26 protein-coding genes and 1 pseudogene are annotated in these 23,593 nt (G+C 34.6%); 22 read left to right on the top strand and 5 right to left on the bottom strand.

Going from position 1 to position 23,593, the window contains the following annotated elements:
* Positions 1 to 159 precede the first annotated feature (159 nt).
* From recQ to NSQ08_RS12335, 9 genes and pseudogenes are all read left to right on the top strand, one after another.
* Complete coding sequence (gene recQ / locus NSQ08_RS12375; protein ID WP_002013002.1) at positions 160 to 2,277, top strand: DNA helicase RecQ; 2,118 nt, start codon at positions 160 to 162, stop codon at positions 2,275 to 2,277.
* A gap of 25 nt (positions 2,278 to 2,302) precedes the next feature.
* A complete protein-coding gene (locus NSQ08_RS12370; RefSeq protein WP_002032638.1) occupies positions 2,303 to 2,686 on the top strand; it encodes a gamma-glutamylcyclotransferase family protein in 384 nt (127 codons plus the stop codon).
* Between the two features lie 181 nt (positions 2,687 to 2,867).
* A pseudogene (locus NSQ08_RS12365) lies at positions 2,868 to 3,604 on the top strand (class I SAM-dependent methyltransferase).
* A gap of 117 nt (positions 3,605 to 3,721) precedes the next feature.
* Positions 3,722 to 5,797, top strand: coding sequence for a HelD family protein (locus NSQ08_RS12360; protein ID WP_002189855.1), 2,076 nt, complete (start codon positions 3,722 to 3,724; stop codon positions 5,795 to 5,797).
* A 74-nt stretch (positions 5,798 to 5,871) separates the two neighbouring features.
* A complete protein-coding gene (locus tag NSQ08_RS12355) occupies positions 5,872 to 6,204 on the top strand; it encodes a DUF952 domain-containing protein (RefSeq protein WP_002189854.1) in 333 nt (110 codons plus the stop codon).
* A gap of 168 nt (positions 6,205 to 6,372) precedes the next feature.
* On the top strand, positions 6,373 to 6,720 hold the full coding sequence (locus NSQ08_RS12350) for a PadR family transcriptional regulator (protein WP_002013008.1): 348 nt from the start codon (positions 6,373 to 6,375) through the stop codon (positions 6,718 to 6,720).
* Positions 6,707 to 7,708, top strand: coding sequence for an HAAS signaling domain-containing protein (locus NSQ08_RS12345; RefSeq protein WP_340775178.1), 1,002 nt, complete (start codon positions 6,707 to 6,709; stop codon positions 7,706 to 7,708). Before NSQ08_RS12350 ends, NSQ08_RS12345 begins: the two co-directional genes overlap by 14 nt.
* A 78-nt stretch (positions 7,709 to 7,786) precedes the next feature.
* The gene (locus NSQ08_RS12340; protein ID WP_340775175.1) at positions 7,787 to 8,299 is read left to right on the top strand and encodes a GNAT family N-acetyltransferase; all 513 of its coding nucleotides are present in this window, start codon (positions 7,787 to 7,789) and stop codon (positions 8,297 to 8,299) included.
* 164 nt (positions 8,300 to 8,463) lie between these two features.
* Entirely contained in the window at positions 8,464 to 9,249 is a 786-nt protein-coding gene (locus NSQ08_RS12335; RefSeq protein WP_340775173.1) for a serine hydrolase, read from the top strand.
* A 218-nt stretch (positions 9,250 to 9,467) separates the two neighbouring features.
* Here NSQ08_RS12335 and NSQ08_RS12330 read toward each other — a convergent pair whose 3' ends face one another.
* Positions 9,468 to 10,214 carry a collagen-like protein gene (locus NSQ08_RS12330; RefSeq protein WP_340775170.1) on the bottom strand — a complete coding sequence of 249 codons (747 nt, stop codon included), beginning with the start codon at positions 10,212 to 10,214 and terminating at the stop codon, positions 9,468 to 9,470.
* Between the two features lie 367 nt (positions 10,215 to 10,581).
* On the opposite strand from NSQ08_RS12330, the gene NSQ08_RS12325 reads away from it, so the two are divergent.
* The 9 genes from NSQ08_RS12325 (at position 10,582) to NSQ08_RS12285 (ending at position 17,281) form a co-directional block, all read left to right on the top strand.
* Complete coding sequence (locus NSQ08_RS12325) at positions 10,582 to 10,998, top strand: GNAT family N-acetyltransferase (RefSeq protein WP_340775167.1); 417 nt, start codon at positions 10,582 to 10,584, stop codon at positions 10,996 to 10,998.
* A 33-nt stretch (positions 10,999 to 11,031) separates the two neighbouring features.
* Positions 11,032 to 11,436, top strand: coding sequence for a GNAT family N-acetyltransferase (locus NSQ08_RS12320; RefSeq protein WP_002032650.1), 405 nt, complete (start codon positions 11,032 to 11,034; stop codon positions 11,434 to 11,436).
* 15 nt (positions 11,437 to 11,451) lie between these two features.
* On the top strand, positions 11,452 to 11,805 hold the full coding sequence (locus NSQ08_RS12315) for an MmcQ/YjbR family DNA-binding protein (RefSeq protein WP_078185636.1): 354 nt from the start codon (positions 11,452 to 11,454) through the stop codon (positions 11,803 to 11,805).
* A 92-nt stretch (positions 11,806 to 11,897) separates the two neighbouring features.
* Positions 11,898 to 12,284, top strand: coding sequence for a ribosomal maturation YjgA family protein (locus NSQ08_RS12310; protein WP_002032651.1), 387 nt, complete (start codon positions 11,898 to 11,900; stop codon positions 12,282 to 12,284).
* Positions 12,285 to 12,305: 21 nt separating this feature from the next.
* On the top strand, positions 12,306 to 12,812 hold the full coding sequence (locus NSQ08_RS12305; protein WP_002032653.1) for a DNA topology modulation protein: 507 nt from the start codon (positions 12,306 to 12,308) through the stop codon (positions 12,810 to 12,812).
* 59 nt (positions 12,813 to 12,871) lie between these two features.
* Positions 12,872 to 13,549, top strand: coding sequence for a formylglycine-generating enzyme family protein (locus NSQ08_RS12300; RefSeq protein ID WP_033709186.1), 678 nt, complete (start codon positions 12,872 to 12,874; stop codon positions 13,547 to 13,549).
* Positions 13,550 to 13,641: 92 nt separating this feature from the next.
* A complete protein-coding gene (locus tag NSQ08_RS12295) occupies positions 13,642 to 14,838 on the top strand; it encodes a macrolide family glycosyltransferase (protein ID WP_340775150.1) in 1,197 nt (398 codons plus the stop codon).
* Between the two features lie 76 nt (positions 14,839 to 14,914).
* Positions 14,915 to 15,475 carry a phosphatase gene (locus NSQ08_RS12290; protein WP_340775147.1) on the top strand — a complete coding sequence of 187 codons (561 nt, stop codon included), beginning with the start codon at positions 14,915 to 14,917 and terminating at the stop codon, positions 15,473 to 15,475.
* A gap of 438 nt (positions 15,476 to 15,913) precedes the next feature.
* Complete coding sequence (locus tag NSQ08_RS12285) at positions 15,914 to 17,281, top strand: lytic polysaccharide monooxygenase (protein ID WP_340775144.1); 1,368 nt, start codon at positions 15,914 to 15,916, stop codon at positions 17,279 to 17,281.
* Between the two features lie 212 nt (positions 17,282 to 17,493).
* Here NSQ08_RS12285 and NSQ08_RS12280 read toward each other — a convergent pair whose 3' ends face one another.
* The 3 genes from NSQ08_RS12280 to NSQ08_RS12270 all read right to left on the bottom strand — a co-directional run bounded on the left by NSQ08_RS12280 (position 17,494) and on the right by NSQ08_RS12270 (position 19,021).
* The gene (locus tag NSQ08_RS12280) at positions 17,494 to 17,928 is read right to left on the bottom strand and encodes a GNAT family N-acetyltransferase (protein ID WP_340775142.1); all 435 of its coding nucleotides are present in this window, start codon (positions 17,926 to 17,928) and stop codon (positions 17,494 to 17,496) included.
* A 105-nt stretch (positions 17,929 to 18,033) separates the two neighbouring features.
* On the bottom strand, positions 18,034 to 18,696 hold the full coding sequence (rpiA, locus tag NSQ08_RS12275; RefSeq protein WP_002136714.1) for a ribose 5-phosphate isomerase A: 663 nt from the start codon (positions 18,694 to 18,696) through the stop codon (positions 18,034 to 18,036).
* A 4-nt stretch (positions 18,697 to 18,700) separates the two neighbouring features.
* Positions 18,701 to 19,021: a 2Fe-2S iron-sulfur cluster-binding protein gene (locus NSQ08_RS12270; protein WP_002189833.1), complete on the bottom strand. Its 321-nt coding sequence runs from the start codon at positions 19,019 to 19,021 to the stop codon at positions 18,701 to 18,703.
* 143 nt (positions 19,022 to 19,164) lie between these two features.
* On the opposite strand from NSQ08_RS12270, the gene NSQ08_RS12265 reads away from it, so the two are divergent.
* Both NSQ08_RS12265 and clpP read left to right on the top strand, forming a co-directional pair.
* The gene (locus tag NSQ08_RS12265) at positions 19,165 to 19,851 is read left to right on the top strand and encodes an RNA polymerase subunit sigma-70 (protein ID WP_137077353.1); all 687 of its coding nucleotides are present in this window, start codon (positions 19,165 to 19,167) and stop codon (positions 19,849 to 19,851) included.
* Positions 19,852 to 19,871: 20 nt separating this feature from the next.
* On the top strand, positions 19,872 to 20,453 hold the full coding sequence (gene clpP / locus NSQ08_RS12260) for an ATP-dependent Clp endopeptidase proteolytic subunit ClpP (protein ID WP_002189832.1): 582 nt from the start codon (positions 19,872 to 19,874) through the stop codon (positions 20,451 to 20,453).
* A 53-nt stretch (positions 20,454 to 20,506) separates the two neighbouring features.
* Here the strand turns inward: clpP and NSQ08_RS12255 are convergent, their stop codons facing one another.
* Positions 20,507 to 21,364 (bottom strand): glycine betaine ABC transporter substrate-binding protein, encoded by an 858-nt coding sequence (locus NSQ08_RS12255; protein ID WP_002189830.1) that lies wholly within the window; start codon positions 21,362 to 21,364, stop codon positions 20,507 to 20,509.
* Positions 21,365 to 21,537: 173 nt separating this feature from the next.
* Here NSQ08_RS12255 and NSQ08_RS12250 point away from each other — a divergent pair, with 173 nt between their 5' ends.
* The gene (locus tag NSQ08_RS12250; protein ID WP_002013036.1) at positions 21,538 to 22,743 is read left to right on the top strand and encodes a quaternary amine ABC transporter ATP-binding protein; all 1,206 of its coding nucleotides are present in this window, start codon (positions 21,538 to 21,540) and stop codon (positions 22,741 to 22,743) included.
* The gene (locus NSQ08_RS12245) at positions 22,736 to 23,572 is read left to right on the top strand and encodes an ABC transporter permease (protein WP_002127727.1); all 837 of its coding nucleotides are present in this window, start codon (positions 22,736 to 22,738) and stop codon (positions 23,570 to 23,572) included. The genes NSQ08_RS12250 and NSQ08_RS12245 overlap by 8 nt, the downstream gene beginning before the upstream one ends.
* Positions 23,573 to 23,593: the final 21 nt, after the last annotated feature.

Genomic DNA, 23,593 nt, shown 5'->3' with positions numbered 1-23,593 from the left:
TTGAAATTCTTTCTTCTTGTGTACTAGATTTGTTTTTTTATGTTGGAAAACGTAGGAAGCAAATAGAACTCAAATACTTATAAAATTCAAAGTGGCGAGAATCAGTTTGATGATATAATGGGAATAGATGAAAGATAAAGAAAAGCAGGTGACTCTTTTTTGTTTACAAAAGCACAAGAACTTTTAGCGTCTTATTTCGGTTATTCGTCATTCCGAAGAGGACAAGATGAAACAATTAAAAATGTATTAGATGGGAAAGATACAGTCTGTATTATGCCTACGGGTGGTGGTAAGTCAATTTGTTATCAAATTCCCGCATTAGTATTCGAAGGAACGACATTAGTTATTTCACCTTTGATTTCACTTATGAAAGACCAAGTAGATACATTAGTACAAAACGGTATTTCAGCTACTTATATTAATAGTTCTATTTCTATTACAGAAGCAAATCAACGAATTCAATTAGCGAAACAAGGCCATTATAAGTTACTTTATGTGGCGCCTGAGCGTCTTGATTCAATGGAATTTGTTGATCAACTTATCGATATGAAAATCCCGATGATTGCAATTGATGAGGCGCACTGTATTTCGCAGTGGGGACATGATTTCCGTCCGAGTTATTTACATATACATCGCATATTAGATTATCTTCCAGAAAAGCCGCTCGTATTAGCGTTAACTGCGACGGCAACACCACAAGTTCGTGAAGATATTTGCAACACACTTGGAATTAATCAAGAAAATACGATTATGACAACGTTTGAGCGCGAGAACTTATCATTCTCTGTCATTAAAGGACAGGATCGTAATGCTTATTTAGCGGATTATATTCGTCAAAATCAGAAGGAATCTGGGATTATATATGCAGCTACAAGAAAAGTTGTCGATCAGTTATATGAAGATTTAGGGAAAGCAGGAGTTTCTGTATCGAAATATCATGCTGGTATGAGCGACCACGATCGAAATGAACAGCAAGAACTCTTTTTACGAGATGAAATAAGTGTTATGGTGGCAACATCTGCATTTGGAATGGGTATAGATAAATCGAATATACGTTACGTTATCCATTATCAACTTCCAAAAAATATGGAAAGTTACTATCAAGAAGCAGGACGTGCTGGTCGTGATGGATTAGATAGTGAATGTATTTTGTTATATTCTTCTCAAGATGTGCAAGTACAACGCTTTTTAATCGATCAATCAACTGGAGAATCACGTTTTTCAAATGAGCTTGAAAAACTCCAAAATATGACCGATTACTGTCATACAGAACAATGTTTACAATCATTTATTTTGCAATACTTCGGAGAAGAGCCGAAGGAAGATTGTGGTCGCTGCGGTAATTGTACGGATGACCGTGAAAGTATCGATGTGACGAGAGAATCCCAAATGGTACTATCTTGTATGATTAGGACGAACCAACGATTCGGAAAGCAAATGATTGCACAAGTATTAACTGGATCTAAAAATAAGAAAGTCATTGAATTTAATTTTCATACTTTGCCAACGTATGGTCTTTTATCAAACCGTAGTGTAAAAGAAGTCAGTGAGTTTATTGAGTTTTTAATTTCAGATGAGTTAATTGCAGTTGAACATGGTACGTATCCAACATTAAAAGTAACGGAAAAAGGAAAAGAAGTATTACTTGGTAAAGAGAATGTTTTACGCAAAGAACGAGTAGAAACGAGACAAATTGTTCAAGACCATCCTTTATTTGAAGTGCTTCGTGAAGTGCGTAAAGAAATTGCACAAGGAGAAGGTGTACCGCCGTTCGTTATTTTCTCTGACCAAACGTTAAAAGATATGTGTGCGAAAATGCCACAAAGTGACTCCGAACTCCTAACTGTAAAAGGAATCGGAGAACACAAACTTGTGAAGTACGGATCTCACTTCTTACAAGCAGTTCAGCACTTTATTGAGGATAACCCAAACTATGCGGAAACAATTAAGACTGAAGTTGTTTCAGAGAGTAAAAAATCAGGAAAAGCGTCAGCGAATTCTCATTTAGAAACGTATGAAATGTATAAACAAGGCATTGATCTAGATGAAATTGCTAAAGAACGTAGCTTATCAAGACAAACAATTGAAAATCATTTAATTCGCTGCTTTGAAGATGGAATGGAAGTAGACTGGAACAGTTTTGTTCCTGCAGAATATGAATCACTGATTGAAACTGCCGTGCAAAATGCAGAGGGTGGTCTGAAATCGATTAAGGACCAACTTCCAAATGAAGTGAGTTACTTTATGATTCGTGCTTATTTACAAATTAGAAAGTAGAGACATATAAAGGGGATAGGGATTTATGCATCACGTTTTCGTGTATGGCACGTTAAGAAAAGAGCAAACGAATGCTCATTTTATGCAAGGTGCAATATGCATCGCAGACGAAGCATGGACGTATGGTAAATTATTTGATACATACGAAGGGTATCCTGCGATGATTTGTTCAAATGAGGACAAAGTATACGGAGAAGTTTATGAAGTAAATGATGATGTTCTGCAAAAGTTAGATGAACTTGAAGAATACACAGGTAATGCAGAGAGTGATTTATATGACCGAATCACCGAAACGATTTATTTAGGTGATAGAGAAATACGTGCATTTGTGTATATTGCTCAAGATAAAGAGATGCTAAAGAAAGTTATCATTTCTGGTGATTGGGTGGAGTATCAACAAGGAAAATAAAAGCAGCTATAGAGCAGATAGTGGAATCGACCATTATCTGCTTTTTATATTGGTACTTTTAAAATTCTTATTATTTTGATAAATTGTAAATATAGAGAAATAAGAATGGTTTTTTTTATGGGTGTCAGAAATTTAGTTTCTCACCTGTGGCAGAAAAGTCTAGTGCAGGAGGAGAATAATAATGAACGAATTAAATGTGAAGGAATTTTACCAAAAACAATTCGAACTGTCGAATTACGATATCAATACAGAAAGCTGGTTAGAGCAGGTTGCTAAAGAAGTTCAAGAACAAGTTGGTCATCCATTTCAAACGATGTTAGAACTAGGAGCAGGAAATGGTAGATTTGCAAGGGCGATGTCTAGGTTACAAGTGAAAATGACTACGGTTGAACTTGTACCAGAGTTAGTTATGTTTGCAAAAGAACATTCTACTAATAATATAGATATTCATTGCGCAGATTTTTATAAAATTAACTTTGAAGAAAAGTTTGATGTTGTTAGTTATTTAGACGGTTTTGGTGTAGGAACAGATGATGAGCAATTGATTCTATTAAAACGGATTAAAAATTGAATGAAGGATGTGCACTTATTGATATTTATCAACCATTGTATTGGAAAAAAGTAAGTGGACAAGAAATGTCCTTAAGTGCAGCTATGCGAAAATACGAATATGATAGTATAAATGAAAGAATGTTAGATCATTGGTGGGACCCTAATTATCCAAATGATGTAGTAACACAGTCTTTACGATGTTATACGGTAGATGAGATTAGCAATCTATGTGCTGAAGCTGGTTTAAGTATTATGGGATTCTTCCCTGGGGGAGCATATGATTTTGAAAAACGAAAATATAAAGAATTGGCAACATTAAATGAATGTTTGGCATATCGAATTAAAGTAAGGAAGAGTAGGGATTAATCTCTACTCTTTTTTAATTTAGAAAATTCTTACTAAAACTATTGACTTTATGAATGGATTTTTAATACAATTATATTTCGACTGAAAAAATTGGAACGGACAGGAGGGAATCATCAAATGAACAACATTTTTGACGAAGAGTTACAAAAAATGAAAGATACTTTAAGTACGATGGATGATCAATTAGAACAGCTTGAAAAAATCCCGGTTTATTATGGAGAAGATTTTAAAGAACAAATTCTTGAAAGTATGAGGGAGTCTAATAGACAAAGCTTACGTATTGGTATACATGAGCCGTACTTTGGAAGATTAGATTTTCAGGAGGATGGCAAGGAAGATGTAATGCCGATTTACATCGGTAAAGTAGGTGTTTCAGATAAAGATACGATGAAACCAATTGTAATTGATTGGCGTGCACCTGTCGCAAGTATGTTTTATTCATTTACCGGTGGAGAAGAATTAGCATTTTATCATTCACCAGACGGATTAGTAGAAGGAGATGTTTATTTAAAACGAAACATTTCGATTCGAAAGAGAGAACTAGAACGTGTTGTTGATACATATGTGAAAGGAAATGAAGATGTCTCACATGCTGATGATTTTCTTCTATATCGATTAGGTGAGAATAAAGATAATAAATTGAAAGATATCGTTTCGACTATACAATCGGAGCAAAATGATATTATTCGTGCGGAAAGAAACTTACCGTTATTAATTCAAGGGGTTGCAGGGAGCGGAAAAACAACAATCGCTTTACATCGCCTTGCTTTTTTAATTTATGAATATCGTGAACAACTTGAAGCGGAGAGAATGATCGTATTCGCTCCAAACAGTTTGTTTTTAGACTATATTTCAAGTGTACTTCCTGAGTTAGGGGTAGGAAATATTAGTCAAACAACGTTTCCAGATTGGGCATTACGTACGTTAGATGGTTCGGTGAAACTGAAGCAGACAGAAGAAAAATTGAAAGAAGCTTTCTCAATTAATCGCGATGAAAAAAAGGTTATGCTAGGTAAATTGAAAGGCACGCTGGAATTTAAGTCGTTTATTGAAGAAAGAATGATTCAATTTGAAAAAGATTTAGTGCCAACAAAAGATTTTGAGGCATGGGATAAAGCTGTTATTCCAGTGGAAGACGTTAAAAAATGGATGCAGGTTGAATATAAACACTATCCATTAAAGAAAAGAAGAGAACGTTTAGTCGGCCGTATGAAGCGCTGGATTGAAATTGAGCTTAAAAAGTTTGGAGAAACAAACGAGAAAAAATTACTAAAAAAAGAAGCGACAAAGAGATTGAACACATATATGAATTTTTGGCCGAAAATGAGCCCGCTCTCACTATATAATTCAATGATAAAGAGTAAAGAAATACTCGAAGTATTACCTGAAGAACTTGTTCAAGAAACAGAAAAGAATTGTCGTAAAAAAGAAGTGTATGTAGAAGACTTACCAGCTTTAATTTACATACAACATCGCATAACAGGAATTGAAATTGGACAAAAGTTCCATCACGTCGTTATTGATGAAGCGCAAGATTTCTCGCCATTCCAAGTATATGTATTAAAAGAAATTACACTAGGTAATTCTTTCACTATATTAGGTGATTTATCTCAAGCGATTTATGATTATCAAGGAATTGAAGACTGGGGTGCTTTTAAGGAAGTATTCCAAGAAACAGGTTATTACGAATTGACGAGAAGTTATCGTTCTACAAAAGAAATTATTGAATTCGCGAATGAAATAATTAAAAATGCAGAGATTCCAGTGGGACTGGCAACTCCAGTTTTCCGTAGCGGTGAAGACGTGAAAGTAATTCCGGCAGAGGACCAATTTACTGAAGTTTTAAAGACATTACAGCATTTGCAAACTGAAGATGTGAAAACAATCGCGGTAATTGGAAGAACAGACGATGAATGCCGTGATATATATGAGAAGTTAACAAATGCAGGGTTGACTGTTAATGTCATTGAAGCAGATCAAAGCAAATATGAAGGTGGTATTTCGGTAGTACCTGTATATTTGGCGAAAGGTTTAGAATTTGATGCCGTACTTCTAATCGACGTTGATGAGGAACATTACAAAAATACAAAACATGATGCGAAATTATTGTATGTCGGATGTACGAGATCGCTTCATGATTTATGGATTTTCCATAGTGGGGAAGCGTCGCCATTAATTAAGGGGATAAAATAAATAAAAAAGAGGATTTTCTAGTAATAAACAAAAAAACCTCTTTTTTTCTATATAAGGATATAGGGGGAATGGATATGATTACAAAAGTAATAACAAAAAGAAATTGGGAAATCGCAAAAACAACTAGAGAAATTAATGAAAAATCACTAATAGAAGAGGGATTTATTCATTGTTCATTATTAGACCAAGCTTTAATAGTTGCGGAAACATATTTCAGTCATGAAGAAGATGTTTTATTACTTACAATTGATCCATCCCTAGTAAAAGCAGAAATAAAATATGAACTTGCTACTAACGGTCAAGAATACCCGCATGTATATGGAGTAATCAATTTTGAGGCAATTGTAGGTGTTGCTCCATTTTTTAAAGAAAAGGGAGATTTTTTATTACCAGAGGGACAAAGTTAAGAGTGTTATAGGTATTTAAGTTAGCTAGAAAAGCGCAAATTATATAGTTTGTGCTTTTTATTGTATATATTTTTTGAAAAATTATTGTTTTTGTCACACTAATACTGTACGATACATAGTATAAAACACATACTGTATGACATATAGTAATGGAAATGAGGTGGGTGAATGGATACTTTATTAAATTCATTAATTACTGAGCTAAGGAGAGGGACATTGACATTAGCGGTTTTAAGTCAACTAAGAACGCCGCAATATGGATATTCGCTTGTCCAATTATTGGAGCAATCAGGAATCATGATAGATCAAAGTACTTTATATCCACTACTTCGCCGATTAGAAAAGCAGGAGCTAGTGACGAGTAGTTGGGATAAAACGGAGAGTAGACCTCGTAAGTACTATGTTTTAAGTGAATATGGATTAAATATATTTTTGCAGTTGAAAAAGGAATGGATAAAGGATTCAAAAGAACTTTATAACTTATTAAAGGAGGAGGACGAGAATGAGTTTGATTGATATGTACGTCCAAGAAGTTGCGAAGAGATTACCTGAAAAAAATCGTGAAGATATTACGCTTGAGCTACGGTCGACAATAGAGGATATGTTATCAGACGATTATAATGAAGATGATGTGAAGATCGTTCTCGAAAAATTGGGGAGCCCGGTTTCATTGGCTAATGGGTATTTGGATAGACCGATGCATTTAATTGGACCACGCTATTTTGATGTATATACGACGCTATTAAAAATGATTATACCAATTGCAGCTGTTATCGCACTCATTGCAATGATTGCAGAAAATTTTATAGGCTATACTGGTGATCAAGCAGTATTAAATGTTATTTTACAATTGATAGGTAAAGGCATTGGGGAAATTGTCGAAGTAGGCCTCCATGTATTTTTCTGGTTGACACTTGTATTTGCTATTTTAGAAAGAACAGATAAAGACAAAGGTACCCAACCGTTGACGACAAGTTTAAAAAAATGGACTCCTGATGATTTGAAAAATATCTCGTATGTTCCAAAGAAAAAGTCGATCTCAAAGTTTGAAGTTTTTGGAGGTTTGATGTGGACAGCAGTTTGGGCTACCCTTTACTTTTATGCGAATCATCTTGTTGGCGTATATAATGGTGCAGCAGATGGACTGAAATTTGTCGCACCAACTTTCAATCAAGATGTTTTACTTCAGTATTGGCCAATCGTTGTAATTATGATCATTTTCGAAATAGGTATATCTCTTTATAAGTTAGTGCAAGGAAAATGGACGCAAAAATTGGCAATTGGGAACGCAATCCTACAGTTAGCTGCAACAATAGTATTCATTGTAATCGTAGTAAATCCTCATTTATTTAACGAAGGATTCATTACGTATGTGGCAAATGTGTTTGCAATTTCTCCAGAGGAATTTAAAACGTGGTTAATTGGTGGAGGGATAATTATCTTCATATTATCTGCGGTACTAAATGCAATTGATGGTTTTCGAAAATCTAGAATTCGGTTGTAAAAATAAGTTTGTATTATTATTAGGTAGATCAGTTGAAAGAAAGGTACAGAGAAAAATCATTATGAAAGGAAGAAAACAATGATAAGGGAAGCAATGAAAGAAGATGTAACATTTATTTTAGATATTTATAATGATACAATCTTTAATTCAACAGCTGTATATGCGTACAAACCTGTAACCCTTGAAAATAGAATAGATTGGTATGAACAAAAAAAGGCTGATGGCTATCCAATTTTAGTCTACGAGCTAGATAATAAAGTAGTAGGATTTGCGACATTTGGTCCATTTAGAGCATGGCCTGCCTATAAATATTCAATTGAACATTCTATATACGTTGATAAGGAATATAGAAAAAATGGAATTGGGAAGTCTTTAATGAAAGAACTAATAGCTATTGCACAGAAAAGAGAATATATGACCTTAATTGCTGGAATTGACGCAGAAAATGAGAAAAGTATTGCCCTGCATCAAAACTATGGATTTGTTCATGCAGGAACAATAAAAAAAGCCGGTTATAAGTTCAATCGATGGCTAGATTTAGCTTTGTATCAATTGGAGCTTAACGGACCTGGAAATCCTATCGAAGAATAGATGTATTCGTTATGCGTAATAATTAATTTTAAAAGGTAGTGTGAAGAAATTTCATACTACCTTTTTCTTATTGTATTCATGATTATCATTTAACAAAAAAGGATTCTTATATTCTATATCGAATTTTGAGAAGATGATAAAACGATATAAAAAGAGGGATGAATATGCAGGATGTCATTGGGAAAATTAAAGAAATACAATCTGGTCAAGTTGGAGTAATTGTTTACTCTACAAAATATGAAAACATAATTGCTTCTTATAATAATGAACTTTATGTTCCTTTAGCATCAGCAGCAAAAGTTGCAATTGGATTTGCAGTAGCAAAGATGGTAAAGGACAAACAAATTAATTGGAATGATACACTTCATCACATTAAGTTTAATCCAAATGAAGATAGTGCTCAGTTATATCCTCACTTACAAGGCAGAGCTACATTAACACTTAGTAAAGCTGTTGAAGTAATGATAGCATGTCACGATAGCTATATCGCTCACTCGGTTGTTATGCACTGCGGAGGATGGGATACTGTCAAAGAATATGTTTCAACGAACTTTTCCAAGATTCATATACAGGAAAATCCTAGAGATGAGAAAAATATAGGGGAATTAAAACAAGTTCTTTCGCTTTTATTACATATTTTCCAAGGATATAAATCCGCACCAGAATTATGGGAACCAATTATAAGTGGAATGGTAATGCAACAAGGAGAGTATGAAGGTATACCGTATTATCATTTAGCACATATGACAGGCGGATTATCCACGGCTACAATAAATATTGGTATAATAGGAATGTTTCATGAATTTCCGTTTCTTTATGTAATTGGGGGAAGAGATTTACCTAATCGATTTGATAATAAAGAGGTTGATGAAACAATTCTAGAAGCTTTGAAGTGCTTATATAAAGAATATAAGATGACAAGTCAAACAAACGTTGTAACCGATAATTGAATAAAAACGTTATTTTAATAGCAGGGAGGGGAATAGTGCACCTAAAGGAGTATACCGTTTACAAAAGTGAATCGCTCATATGTATCGGGACTATAAAGGAATGCGCTCAGCATATGGGAGTGTCTGGTGATTTCTAACATAAAAAGAGAGCACAAAGGCTCTCCTTAATGGTTTTGTGATCCGCCAGCAAAACGAAAAGATTCAAGTACTTCAATACATTAGAAATTTTGTGAACATGAAGTACAAGGTCCACCAGTCGGCTGAAATACAACATTGTCAACAAAAGCTGTTGCGCCTTCTCCCCCTGTAGCAGTATTTTGGAAAGAAATACATGCTGTAGTTACAGTAGCAGGTATACACACAACAAGAATATAATGTTGGAAAAGAGATTGTGGTTGATTCATAACTGGTACAATATGTGGAATGTTTAATGGACCAAGAGTTACAGGGGCAGGAGGACATGCTTGCCCAAGTTCTGGGAAAGATACTGAAGCTATAAGAAATGCACCATCCCTTACATCTGCAGCAAAAGAAAACGTATAACAACAACCTGCGTCAACATCAACTGTTTGATTAATACTTCCACCTGGATTAATTGATGCAGCTAAGAGACTAAATGAACCATTTGACAGAAACCGGCCACTATGAACGTTTGGAAACCCTACTTCTGAAACAGAACCTGCTTGATTCCAACCTGGAACTGGATCTCCTACTACTGCCGGCTCGTCAAATCCAGGGTTGTCAAGAATATTATTACATGGACAACATCCTACTGCTGTTGGACCCGTTGGGCCAGTTACGCCTGTTGGACCTGTTGGGCCTGTTGGGCCCGTTGGACCTGTTGGACCTGTTGGACCTGTTGGGCCCGTTGGACCTGTTGGACCTGTTGGACCAATTTCAGGTGGAGGTAAAGGGGGACCGAAACATTCGCACGGAATATGAAATTTTTTTTTGTATTTACTCATTTTTACACCATCCTTATCATTTACCCACTTACACTCTATAGTTTATGAATCAGCTAACACGCAAGTATAAGGAAAAAGCCTTTAAAAATAAAAATAAGCATAAGCCCTTATGACACAAATATAAACCCATTCTATAATATATAAGGAACATGGCTTTACTCCAAACAGCACTTATTTTTTGGCCATCTATTTTATTATTAATCGCTAGTTTTGCCGTTATAAGTTATGTGAGAATAGGCTATGTCTCTGTACCAGGCATAATGGGTTTTTCATGCTTTGTTACATATGCTGGATTTATATTCATCAGTATATTAAAGAGAAGAAGTAAAAATTAAATGTAGCTTACTAAGTTGAAAGGAGGAAATATATGAAAAGCATAGAGAACGGTACTCGCACTGAAGGTGAATACATTAAAAATAAATTAATTCAATATAACATGTCTGCGCTGTCAGATGAAGTAAAACAGCCAATGGAACAAGTAAGTTTCGTAGTGAAAGATGAGGAAGGAAAAATCTTTGGCGGGGTAACAGGAACGATGTATTTTTATCATCTTCATATAGATTTTTTATGGGTTGATGAATCTGTTCGTCATGATGGTTATGGTAGTCAATTGTTACATAAAATAGAAGGAATTGCGATGGAAAAAGGATGTAGACTTATTTTACTAGATTCATTTAGTTTCCAAGCACCAGATTTTTATAAAAAGCACGGATACCGAGAATATGGTGTTGTTGAAGATCATCCTAAAGGGCATAGTCAACACTTTTTAGAAAAGAGATTATAATAATATTATGTATACTGGTTGAGGGGAGAAAAAATGTACACGTATAGATTACAACATGAACAACCAATCTGTGTAGAAAAAATAAAGAAACTTTACGATTCTGTAGGTTGGTGGCCAGAAAGAAAAGAAGTCGATATTCAAAAAATGTTAAAGAATAGTATAGCAATTGGAGTATGGGAAGAAAACGAATTAATTGGATTTGCTAGAGTTGTTACTGACGGTGTTTTTCGGGCGTATATTGAAGATGTTGTCGTACATGAGAGTGTAAGAAACAAGGGAATTGGTGAGAAGATGCTTACAATGTTACTTCAAGAGGTATCCCATATTGATATTGTTAGTCTATTTTGCGGAGAGAAACTAATAAAGTTCTATGGTGAACAGCAATTTCAAGTTACGAAGCAAATTGTGATGCATCGTAATCAAATAGTGAAAGAATAAGAGGTGCCAATTAGAATGAATGCAACAAGAGCATATTGTTTATCGAAAAGAAAAGCGACAGAAGATTCTCCAGATGGCTGGAGTGCAACATGTATGAGGTTAAATAATAAAATATTTGCGATAGTGAATCATGAAGAAGATGAAAAAGCTGCGATTACATTAAAATGTGATCCAGAACTCTCTTTACGAATAAGAGAAGATTACCCAGAAACAATAATTCCTGGATATCATATGAATAAAAAGCATTGGAATACAGTGTACATACATAAGGATGTAGGACAAGAACAAATTAATAAAATGATAGATTGGTCGTATGATTTAGTATTACAATCATTTTCAAAGAAAAAGCAGCAAGAGTTATTGGATTAAATACAAAGTGAAGTCGACTATAAATAGCTAGTAAAATGATTATATTTTACTAGCTATTTGCAGTTTTACATTATATATTAGGGGATTTTGAAATGAATACGAAACGAAATAGATTACTATATGCGGTGTTTACTATAGTTGTTATTATTTTAGGTCTTAGTTCAAGAAAGTTTGCTTTTGCGTTACCAGATTTGTTAAATGGGTACTTAGGTGATGCTTTATGGGCATTAATGATTTTTATTGGATTTGGATTTTTGTTTCCTAAAATAGAAACGAGGAAATTAGCTTTTATTAGTTTAATATTTTGCTATGGGATTGAAATTAGCCAATTGTACCATGCGGAATGGATAGATAGCATTCGAGCAACGACTTTAGGTGGACTCGTATTAGGTTACGGATTTTTATGGAGTGATTTAGTGGCTTACACAATTGGTGTTGGAGTAGGAATGCTTGGTGAGTTTATGCTACGGAAGAAATAAAAGATGTAAAAAGGGGTATTTATGAAAAAAATAATATTAATAGGTTCTGGTGGTTCAGGAAAATCTACATTAGCAAAACAGTTAGGGAATAAATTAAATATTAAGGTGCATCATCTTGATGCACTATTTTGGAAACCAAATTGGGAGGGTGTACCGAAAGAGGAGCAAAGAACGGTTCAAAATGAATTAGTTAAAGGAGAAAAGTGGATTATTGATGGGAATTATGGCGGGACAATGGACATAAGAATTAACGCAGCTGATACAATTATCTTTCTTGATATTCATAGAACAATTTGTGTTTATCGTGCTTTTAAAAGAATTGTGCAATATCGGAATAAAACAAGACCGGATGTGGGGGCTGGATGTGAAGAAAGATTTGACTTGCAATTTTTCAAATGGATATGGGAATATCCTAAGTCGAAAAGACCTGCAATTTTAAAAAGACTCGATCAATTCAATAAGGATAAAAGAATTATTATTTTAAAAACACCAAATGAGGTTCAACGATTCATAAAGGAAGTGCAGTAAGTATAAATTGGTGCATTAAAAACATTAAATTATGTTCCATTTTGAATGGAGGAATAATATTGAATGAAATAATTCGCTTGATTGATTCTTATATGGTAAAAATCCCAGCAGGGGAGATAGTTTTAAGAGACGATCGAATTAAAAGAGAATGGAAGGCCCAAATTAAGCCGTTTCTTCTTGCACAATATACTGTAACGATGGAATTATATTATACTGTTATAAATGAATCATCAAATTTTTTTCTAGGCAATCATAAACCCGTTGTTAATACTTCTTGGAATGATGTGATTATATTTTGTAATTTACTTTCAAAAAAAGCGGGATTAAAAGAATATTATTCTATTAGTGATGGCGGTCAAAAGGTTAGTTGTAATGTAGAGTCCAACGGCTACCGATTACCTTCTGAGGCAGAGTGGCAATATGCATGTAAAGCAGGGACTACTGGGTATACATATGGAGAACTTGATAAGATAGCTTGGTATAATAAAAACTCGGATGGGAAAATTCATGAGGTCGGTAAAAAAGAACCGAATGCATGGGGAGTATATGATATGTTAGGGAACGTTTGGGAATGGTGTTATGATTTGTATGATGAAAAGGTATATGGATCGTACCGGATTTTCCGAGGTGGTAGCTGGGCTGAAGAAGCGAGAGGGTGCGGTGCCACTTGTCGCCGTCGTAGTCATCCTACATTTCATATAGATGATCTCGGTTTTAGGCTTGCTAGGTCAATTTAGCAGGAAAATGATACATATAATTCCATAAAGAGTATGGAAAGTATCCATACTCTTTACAACATAGAAATTTTAAAATTTAAGGAGTGTTTTGAATGGCACGTGTTTTATTCATTAACGCTGGATCAGAAGGACATATAAATCCAACATTACATGTTGTAGAAGAACTGATTTCTCGCGGTGAAGAGGTAGTTTATTTTTCAATAGAGGCTTTCAGGGAGCGTATTGAGAAGACAGGTGCTACTGTACGAACGATTGATGATCAAAAATTTATACAAGCATTTCTTTCCGGTGGTCGAAATTATTTACAGGAAAGAATAAATGGTCTTTTACATACAGCAGATGTTATTATACCGAGTGTTCTTGAACAAATTGAAGGAGAACATTTTGATTATATTATTCATGATTCGATGTTTGGCTGTGGCCGCTTAATTGCCCAAATTCTTAATCTTCCAGCCATAAATTCATGCACATCTTTTGCACAAGATGAAAAATCATTTAAACAAATGTTAGACCATCTTTCTAAAAATATCCCACTGGAAGTTCAGGATAGAATACATAATGATTTTGAAAACTTAACTAATGGAATTACAGAAAAATATGGTGTTAATATAAACTCACCGTATGAAGTTTTCTGTAATCCAGCTTCACTTACTATTGTGTATACAATTAAGGAGTTCCAACCTTTTGGGGATACATTTAATGAAACATTCAAATTTGTGGGTCCATCTATCTCTACACAAGTGAAAAATGAAGGTTTTGATTACACTTCAATTGAAGAAAAAAGCCTGATTTACATTTCATTAGGTACTGTTTTTAATGAAGCGCTTGATTTTTATAAACTTTGTATGAAGGCGTTCGAGAATAGTAAGCATACAATTGTTATGTCTATTGGCAACAAAACGGAAATAAGTGATTTAGGTAATATCCCTAAAAACTTCATTGTGAAAAACTATGTACCACAAACTGAACTTCTCAAATATACGAAACTATTTATTACACACGGCGGTATGAACAGTACGCATGAAGGGATATATAACGGTGTTCCACTCGTTGTAATTCCGCAAAGTGCAGATCAGCCAGTAATCGCAAGGCAAGTTGAGAATCTCGGAGCAGGGGTTACATTACAAATGCAAGGATTAACTGCGGATCAACTAAGTGAAAGTGTAGAAATAGTATTAAATAATCCGTCATGTAAAGAAGCTGCTTTGAATTTGAAGGAGTCTCTCCGAAAATCAGGTGGGTATAAGCAAGCAGTTGATGAAATTTTTAAATTTACAGGCTGTTATTAAAACTATACATGTGAAAGGGTGTCTATATTAAATGATATAGACACTTTTATGTTATATGAAGCGAGGAATTGATGAAATGGAAAGAATGAAAATACTAGATGTAAATTTTGCTGACATGACAGCTACACCATTTTTTCAAGTGGAGGCGAAAAATAGAATTAGATTCGATATAGAATTATTTGAGGGTAATTTGAGAGGATTAAGAGGGATTTTGACTGAACTTTTTAAAAGTCCTGATACAATTGGTGTTTCATTTATTTCCGGTTACATAACATATGGTAAAAGTAAGAGAATAAATGAGAAAACAAAAATTGGAAGGTTCATGAAGATTAAGAATTGGGCAGAAACGAAAGTAGACGTTGATGATCTTGAAAGTACAATCATATTTACTACGATTAAAGGTGTACATGAAGATGAAGTATATAAGTATTGCAAGTATGTCGTTAATGGTGGTCAGCAAGCGTATATTTCTTTTTATAACGACACTTATTTATTGTATATAAGTACAGACGTTATTGACATTGTTTCACCAGATACAAGTTTAATAGAAAAGTTAAAACTTCAATACAGTGAAGCATATGATAAGTTTTATGAAACTATATTGACGGATTCAGAAATGTTTACAAGTGATAAGTAATTTCAAAGTATTGATAGAAAGATATATGGAAAATGGAGATGGCACGTTGTTTTAAAATAATGTGATCTCACATTGCCACGCGTTTTAAGTTAACGATGAAGGGTTTCAAGACGACTTGGTGCAATTCATCCATATATATACCTAAAATTTTTCATTACAAGTACTACAATTTCTATTGCTCACTTTTACTTTATAAATTTAGGATGTAGTTTTACGTGTTAGTAGTAATTTCACTGTTTCTGCACAACTTCTGCACACATTTAGGTGATTTCTATGTCATGATATATTCCATCAGTGAAATATTTCACAAGAAATGAAATGTTTCTTTACGACGGTGTATGCATATTTACGCATACACGAAATAAGATTGACTCTTGTTATTCTTTTACATCAAAGCCCACATTACACTACGAAGTATAACAAGAAGGGGACAGGAACATGAATAATCGATTTTTAAAACAACTACAAAACTTGAAAATGAACAAAAAAAGTATAGGAGCTGTTGCATTAACAGCTGGAATTATCAGCACGACACTTATTCCTCAAAATGCATACGCGCACGGCTTTGTTGAAAAGCCTGGTAGCCGTTCCGCTTTATGTAGCCCAACTTATGGTGCTCTAAATGTAAACTGCGGAAGTGTTATGTATGAACCACAAAGTTTAGAAGCTCCAAAAGGATTCCCACAAGGTGGCCCAGTGGATGGGCAAATCGCTTCTGCAGGTGGAAAATTTGGCGGTATTTTAGATCAACAAACAGCAAATCGTTGGTTTAAAAATACAATCACTGGTGGGGAAAATACATTTACTTGGAAGTATACAGCACCTCACTTAACAAGCAAATGGCACTACTATATTACAAAAAAAGGATGGAATCCAAATAAAGCACTAACAAGAGCAGACTTTGAGCCAATTGGCACTGTACAACATGATGGTTCTGCAGCTTCAAATAATTTAACTCATAAAATCAATGTACCTACTGACCGTAGTGGATATCATGTGATTTTAGCTGTATGGGATGTAGCTGATACAGCAAATGCGTTCTATAATGTAATTGATGTGAATCTCATCAATAATGTGAAACCAGACACAGAAGCGCCAAGTATTCCAAATGGAATTCAGGCGCAAAAAGTAACAGCAAATAGTATAGAACTAACATGGAACGTTTCTACGGATAATGTAGGAGTAAAAGGGTACCAAATCTTCCGTAACGGAGAGATGATTGACACAGTACCAGGCACTTATTTTATTGATAAGAAATTACAACCAAGCACAGAATACACTTATACTGTAAAAGCAATTGACGCAGCTGGCAATGTATCGAAAGAAAGTACAGCGCTTACAGTGAAAACAACAGTTGAAGCTCCTGATACAGAAGCACCAACACAACCAAAAGGATTACATAGCATGGGAACAACAGCGTCAAGTGTGGATCTAATGTGGAGCCCATCTGATGATAACGTTGGAGTAGACTATTACGATATTTATAGAGAAATAGAAGGAACAATGAAAAAAATTGCAACATCCAATACGACTTCTTATATGGATAAAAATTTACTCGCTAATACTACTTATAAATATGCAGTGAAAGCAGTGGATGTAGTTGGAAATGAATCCGTACAAAGTGATACGTTCACAATTACTACAAAAACTGAAAGCGCTTCATATGAAGCGTGGGATGCAAAGAAAGCATATAAAAAGGGGGATAGAGTTTTACACGAGGGAAAAGTGTATGAAGCAGTCCAGAATTATGAAGGACATGGGGATCCAAACTGGATTTTTGCTTTATCCTTATGGAAAACAGTGTAAGCTTTACCTCAAAATGAAATGAAAGATGATGGGCTTTGATGCAAAAAAAGGAAGTTTGAGAGTTAACTTTTCTGCTTATAAAAAAGACGACGTATTCAGCGTCGTCTTTTTGTATTAATCTAGAATATTCATCAAAGAGACTTTCAAACGAATAAGCTACAGAAAGGTTACTATACGAATACATAATGTAGAATCATATAGTAACCTTTCTATTATGATAACACTTTCGTCATAAGAATATGTGGAATTCCATCTTCCATAAATACGTCGGAAGAAGTTTGATAGCCTAATTTTTCATAAAACCCTTCAGCTTGTGTTTGACCGTGTAGTTTCACTTTATTTGCTTCTTTGTTACGAGCAATCTCTTCTAACTTTTGAATGATTACTTTGCCTAATCCGTATTTGCGATAGTCTTTTAAAATACAAATTCTTTCTAGTTTACCCATTCCGTCAACGAATCGTATACGGCCAGTTCCTACAGGAAGTTCATTATAATAAACTAATATATGTTTGCATACTTCGTCAATTTGGTCATATGTATCGAATTCATCCTCAAGAGGTACACCTTGTTCTTTTACGAATACTTCTTTTCGAATGTAAAAGGCAGTTTCTAAATCTGTAAGTTCTGTTATGAGTTTGGATTGCAAATTGTTCAGCCCTTTCTAGTGTGATATGAATGTGTTTTCATAGTATATCATACTGTAATGCTATAAAAGAAAAAACTGACTTGTAAAAGTCAGCCTTTAAAATGCTTAATATTCTTTTATACCGTTTTTTGTTCCGATGATCGCTTTGCTCGTCATATTGATAAATAATCCTGTTTCAACTACACCGGTAATCATCTTTAACTCTGTATGTGTATCATTTGGATTCAATATTTTATTTGGAAAAATACAATCAATAATTAAATTGCCGTTATCAGTTATAAATGGTCCGCCATCTTTCATACGTAAACGCGTTTCGCATCCTAAAGATTGAATTCTTTTTTCAGTTTGCTTCCAAGAGAAGGGGATGATTTCAATAGGAAGTGGAAAGGTACCTAAATGTGAAACGAGTTTGGATTCATCTGCAATAATAATAAGTTCTTTAGAGGAGGTGGCAACAATCTTTTCGCGAAGTAATGCACCACCACCACCTTTTATTAATTGTAAATCATTATTGATTTCATCTGCTCCATCAATTGTGAGATCAAGTATATCAATTTCATTTAAAGAGATTAGCGGAATAGATAATTGTTTTGCTAATACTTCAGTTTCTTTTGATGTCGGTGCAGCTTGAATAGATAACCCTTCTTGTACACGGTGACCTAATTTTTGTATCGTCCAATATACGGTTGAACCCGTACCAAGTCCAATCGTCATACCATCTCTTACAAAGCCAGCAGCATATTCGCCTGCAAGCTGTTTTAAATTCATCATTTTACTCCGCCGGGCGTGATCCAGCATCTAAACCGGAATTTTCAACTGTAAGTATAGGGCGAACGGTAATATCTTTATGTACACGCATTTGGCACGATAATCGTAAGTGGTCTTCAATTCCTTTTTCCGTAATAGCTTGTTTTTCATCATTTGTCGCCTCACAAAAATCACCTGCAATGACTTCAACTCTACAAGTTGTACATCTTGCTTTGCCACCGCAACGATGAAGAATGTGTACACCGTTATCTTCAAGTGCTAATACTAATTTCGTTCCTTCTTTAATATCGAAAGTTCCGGTACCTTCAACTGTTAATTTTGGCAAATTGATTCCTCCTCATGTAAAATGCTATATAACATATTTATGACCCGTATTCATGAACATAAACATAAAATTAATTATAAGCCCCGTAACTTTTTTATTTCTTCAATCGTTTATTAAGTAAGCGCTGAAAAGGAGTGGTTATTTTGTGCACAAAAGTAACTCAGGTTTTAAAGGATCATATCGATATGAATCATTCAAATATAAATTTTTTAATTACACATTATGCAGAGGTAAAAAGATACTGTACGTTTTTGACGAAAAACAAATGGGATGGGGAAGACCTTGCCCAAGAAGCAATTTGCAAAGTTCTTCAAAAGTATAGTGAGAAGGAAATTTGTATAACGCTTCTGTATAAAATTGCTCGAAATCAATGGTTAGATCAAATGAAATCAAAATCCGTTCAAGAAAAGTTAGAACAGCAAATTACATTTGAAGAACCACATGAAAAAATTGCAGATTTGCATGAAATGGTAGGGAAAGTATTGTCTTCGTTAAATGTGCAACAATCCGTAATTTTATTATTGAAGGATGTTTTTCAATATAGTATCGCGGATATTGGAAAAATATGCTCTGTATCAGAAGGGGCAGTGAAAGCATCTTTATTTAGGAGTAGAAATAGGCTGAAAACTGTAAATGAAGAAGGCATTGAAATAGTCGAGTACACGGATGATGTTGAAATCGTTGTAACTTCTATTCGAGAAGAAAGACCCGAATTGTTGACGAAACTTCTCCCAACAATAGATTTCACTAAGTTACCATCAATACAACCAGTGTTATTCTTCAGTATGAAACAATCTTCTTCTTACAGTTGTATGCTTAATGCGGCATAAAACAGATGGAGGGATTTATAATGAGTGTAATTCCTTACGTAATAGAACAAACGAAATTAGGAGAACGCTCCTATGATATATATTCAAGATTATTAAAAGACCGAATTATTATGATTGGTTCAGAAATTAACGATCAAGTTGCAAGCAGTGTAGTAGCACAATTATTGTTTTTAGAAGCGGAAGATGCAGAAAAAGATATATTCCTGTATATCAATAGTCCGGGTGGTTCAACGACAGCGGGATTTGCAATATTAGATACGATGAACCTTATTAAACCAGATGTGCAAACACTTTGTATGGGCTTTGCGGCATCGTTTGGTGCGCTTTTACTATTAGCTGGCGCAAAGGGAAAAAGATTTGCGCTCCCTAATAGTGAAATCATGATTCATCAACCGCTTGGCGGTGTAAAAGGGCAAGCGACGGAGATTGAAATTACAGCAAAAAGAATATTAAAGTTAAAACATGATATTAACAAAATCATATCTGATCGAACAGGGAAACCAGTTGAAAAAGTAGCACATGATACAGAAAGAGATTATTTTATGACGGCAGAAGAAGCGAAGGAATATGGAATTGTCGATGCAGTTATTGAGAAAAAATAACATAAAACAGGCTAGAGAATATACTAAATTCTCTAGCCTGTTTTTGTCATTCTTTATTCTTTTATCCATTCATCAACTAAAGCTTGATTCTTTTTTATCCATTTTCGAGCAGCTTCTTCTGGATCTTTCGTTTTATTTAACATGACCATTAACGTACCAAGCTGTTCATCGTTCATTTTCCATTGATCAAAGTATTTCACGATATCAGGATGATCTTTTTCGAAACCTTTACGAACGGAGTAATAAATGTCATCTTTTTCACCATATACTTTCTTAGGGTCTTTTAAATATTTTAAGTCAAATTCTGAAAAGCCCCAATGTGGATTCCAAAGCGTAACAGCGATTGGTTTCTTTTTCGTATATGCCTTCTTGAGTTCGCTCATCATCGCAGCTTCTGAAGATTGGACAAGTTTTAATTTTATATCATATGCCTTCATTGCTTTATTCGTTAAATTCATTAGGCTACTACCAGGTTCAATCCCAACAATTTTATTATCTAGCTCATCTTTATGTGCATTTAAATCTTCAATACTGTTAACGTTTTTCACATAAGAAGGGACGACTAAACCAAGCCCAGTACCTTCATACCATTTTGATTTTAAGACGAAGTCATCTTTGTAACGGGCATTTAATGGTTTATCCGTAACAGGAAGCCATACTTCTAGATTCGCATCAACATCACCACGTGCGACGCCAGTCCATATCGCAGCTTTTTCTAAATACATGAGTTCAACTTTATAGCCTTTTTCTTCTAATAAAACTTTCCACATATTTGCGGTTGCGATATTTTCTTTCCAACTTGTTACACCAAGTTTAATTTTTCCTTTCGAATTTGCATTTGTTGCATTACAAGAAGTGAAAATCATACTAATAAATAGTAACAGACTTATAATCCATATTTTTTTTCGCATTCAAAACCTCCTGTGAAGCTTTTGCTTTTTATAAATTAATCTATAAGTGAACCTTCTTATTATGAACGGAAACAAGAATTTTTAAAGAAATCTTATATATGTCATTTTTATGTAATATTTCTCTGTAAAATCGCAACACTATGTAAATAGATGGGTAGAAAAGGAGTAGTGACATGGATAATACAAAGGTACGTGTTGAAAATGTAACAAAAGTCTTTGGGAAACATCCGCAACGAGCGCTTACCTTATTAAAAGAAGGAAAAAGCAAATCGGAAATTTTAAAGGAGACAGGAATGAACGTTGGTGTGAAAAAGGCAACGTTTGAAGTATACACTGGAGAAATTTTCGTTATTATGGGTTTGTCTGGTAGTGGGAAATCAACGCTAGTTCGAATGCTAAATCAATTAATCAAACCGACAGCCGGGCATATATACATAGATGGTGAAGACATCGCAACGATGGGAAAAGAAGAATTGCGAAGAGTAAGAAGGACGAAAATGAGTATGGTTTTTCAGAAGTTTGCTTTATTTCCACATCGTACGGTAATACAAAACGTTGCGTACGGGTTAGAAATTCAAGGAGTTCCAGTAGAGGAACGAGAAAATAAGGCGTTAGAATCGCTACAGTTAGTAGGACTCGATCATCATAAAGATAATTACCCTAGTCAACTTAGTGGTGGTATGCAGCAGCGTGTTGGAATTGCAAGGGCACTAACGAATAATCCAGATGTATTACTAATGGACGAGTCATTTAGTGCATTAGATCCACTAATTCGAAAAGAAATGCAAGATGAATTGTTAGAGTTACAAGATAAAATGGAAAAAACAATTATTTTTATTACACATGATTTAGATGAAGCTCTTCGAATTGGTGATCGTATCGCATTAATGAAAGATGGAGAAATTGTCCAAATTGGAACACCGGAAGAAATTATGATGAGCCCTGCAAATGAATTTGTAGAGAAATTCGTGGCGGATGTGAATTTAGGAAAAGTAATTACGGCAGAATCTATTTTAAAAAGACCAGAAACGTTATTAATCGATCGTGGGCCGCGTGTAGCTCTGCAAATTATGAGAAATGCAGGTGTTTCTACGGTATATGTTGTGAACAAAAAGTATGAGTTTTTAGGTATTTTAACAGCGGATGATGCAAGTAAAGCAATGAAAAAACAATGGCCAATTGCTGATTTATTACTTAACGATATTCCACACGTTTATCTAGATACATTACTGGAAGAAACGTATGCAAAAATGGCGGAGATGAAATATCCATTACCCGTAATTGATGAAAAGAAAAGGTTGAGAGGAATTATTAAACGTGAAAGTGTCATTCAAGCTCTTGCAGGTAACATTGAGGAAGAGGTGAAAGACGATGAATAATATTCCGCGCATTCCATTAGGCGAATGGGTCGATTCATTTGTTGCAAGTTTATATGAGCACTTTGAAGGCTTGTTCCGAGGATTCTCCTATATTATCGGTGGATTTGTTGATTTACTCACTAATTTTTTAACAATAATACCAGCCATAGTGATGATTATCATCTTATGTTTCCTCATTTGGTACACAACGAGGAAATTATCTTTAGTCATTTTTACGCTCATCGGATTATTATTTATTTTAAATATTAACTACTGGGCACAAACGATGCAAACATTAGCGCTCGTACTTACGTCAGTTATTATTTCAATTATTATCGGAATTCCCATTGGCATTTTAGCATCTCAAAATGAACGTTTCTCAAAATTTTTAAAACCGACATTAGATTTTATGCAAACAATGCCGGCATTCGTCTATCTCATTCCCGCGATAACATTTTTTGGAGTAGGCGTCGTACCAGGCATTATTGCTTCCGTTATTTTTGCTATGCCACCGACAATCAGATTTACAGACTTAGGAATTAGACAAGTTCCAGAAGATTTAATTGAAGCTGCGAATGCGTTTGGCTCTACCGCATCACAAAAATTATTTAAAGTACAATTACCGCTCGCAACCGGAACGATCATGGCTGGCGTGAATCAAAGTATTATGCTTTCGTTATCAATGGTTGTAACAGCTTCACTTGTAGGAGCGCCAGGACTTGGCGTCGATGTATATCGTTCTGTAACACAAGTAAATATCGGAATGGGATTTGAAGCTGGACTTGCTATCGTCGTGATTGCGATTATATTAGACCGAATTACGCAAGGGTTTTATACAAAAAGAAAATAATTCAAAAAACACACTTTATAA

The sequence above is a fragment of the Bacillus sp. FSL E2-8887 genome, assembly GCF_038007205.1.
GTDB lineage: Bacteria > Bacillota > Bacilli > Bacillales > Bacillaceae_G > Bacillus_A > Bacillus_A mycoides.
Note: the sequence above shows the minus strand (reverse complement) of the source record. Positions and strands in the feature narration are given on the sequence as shown.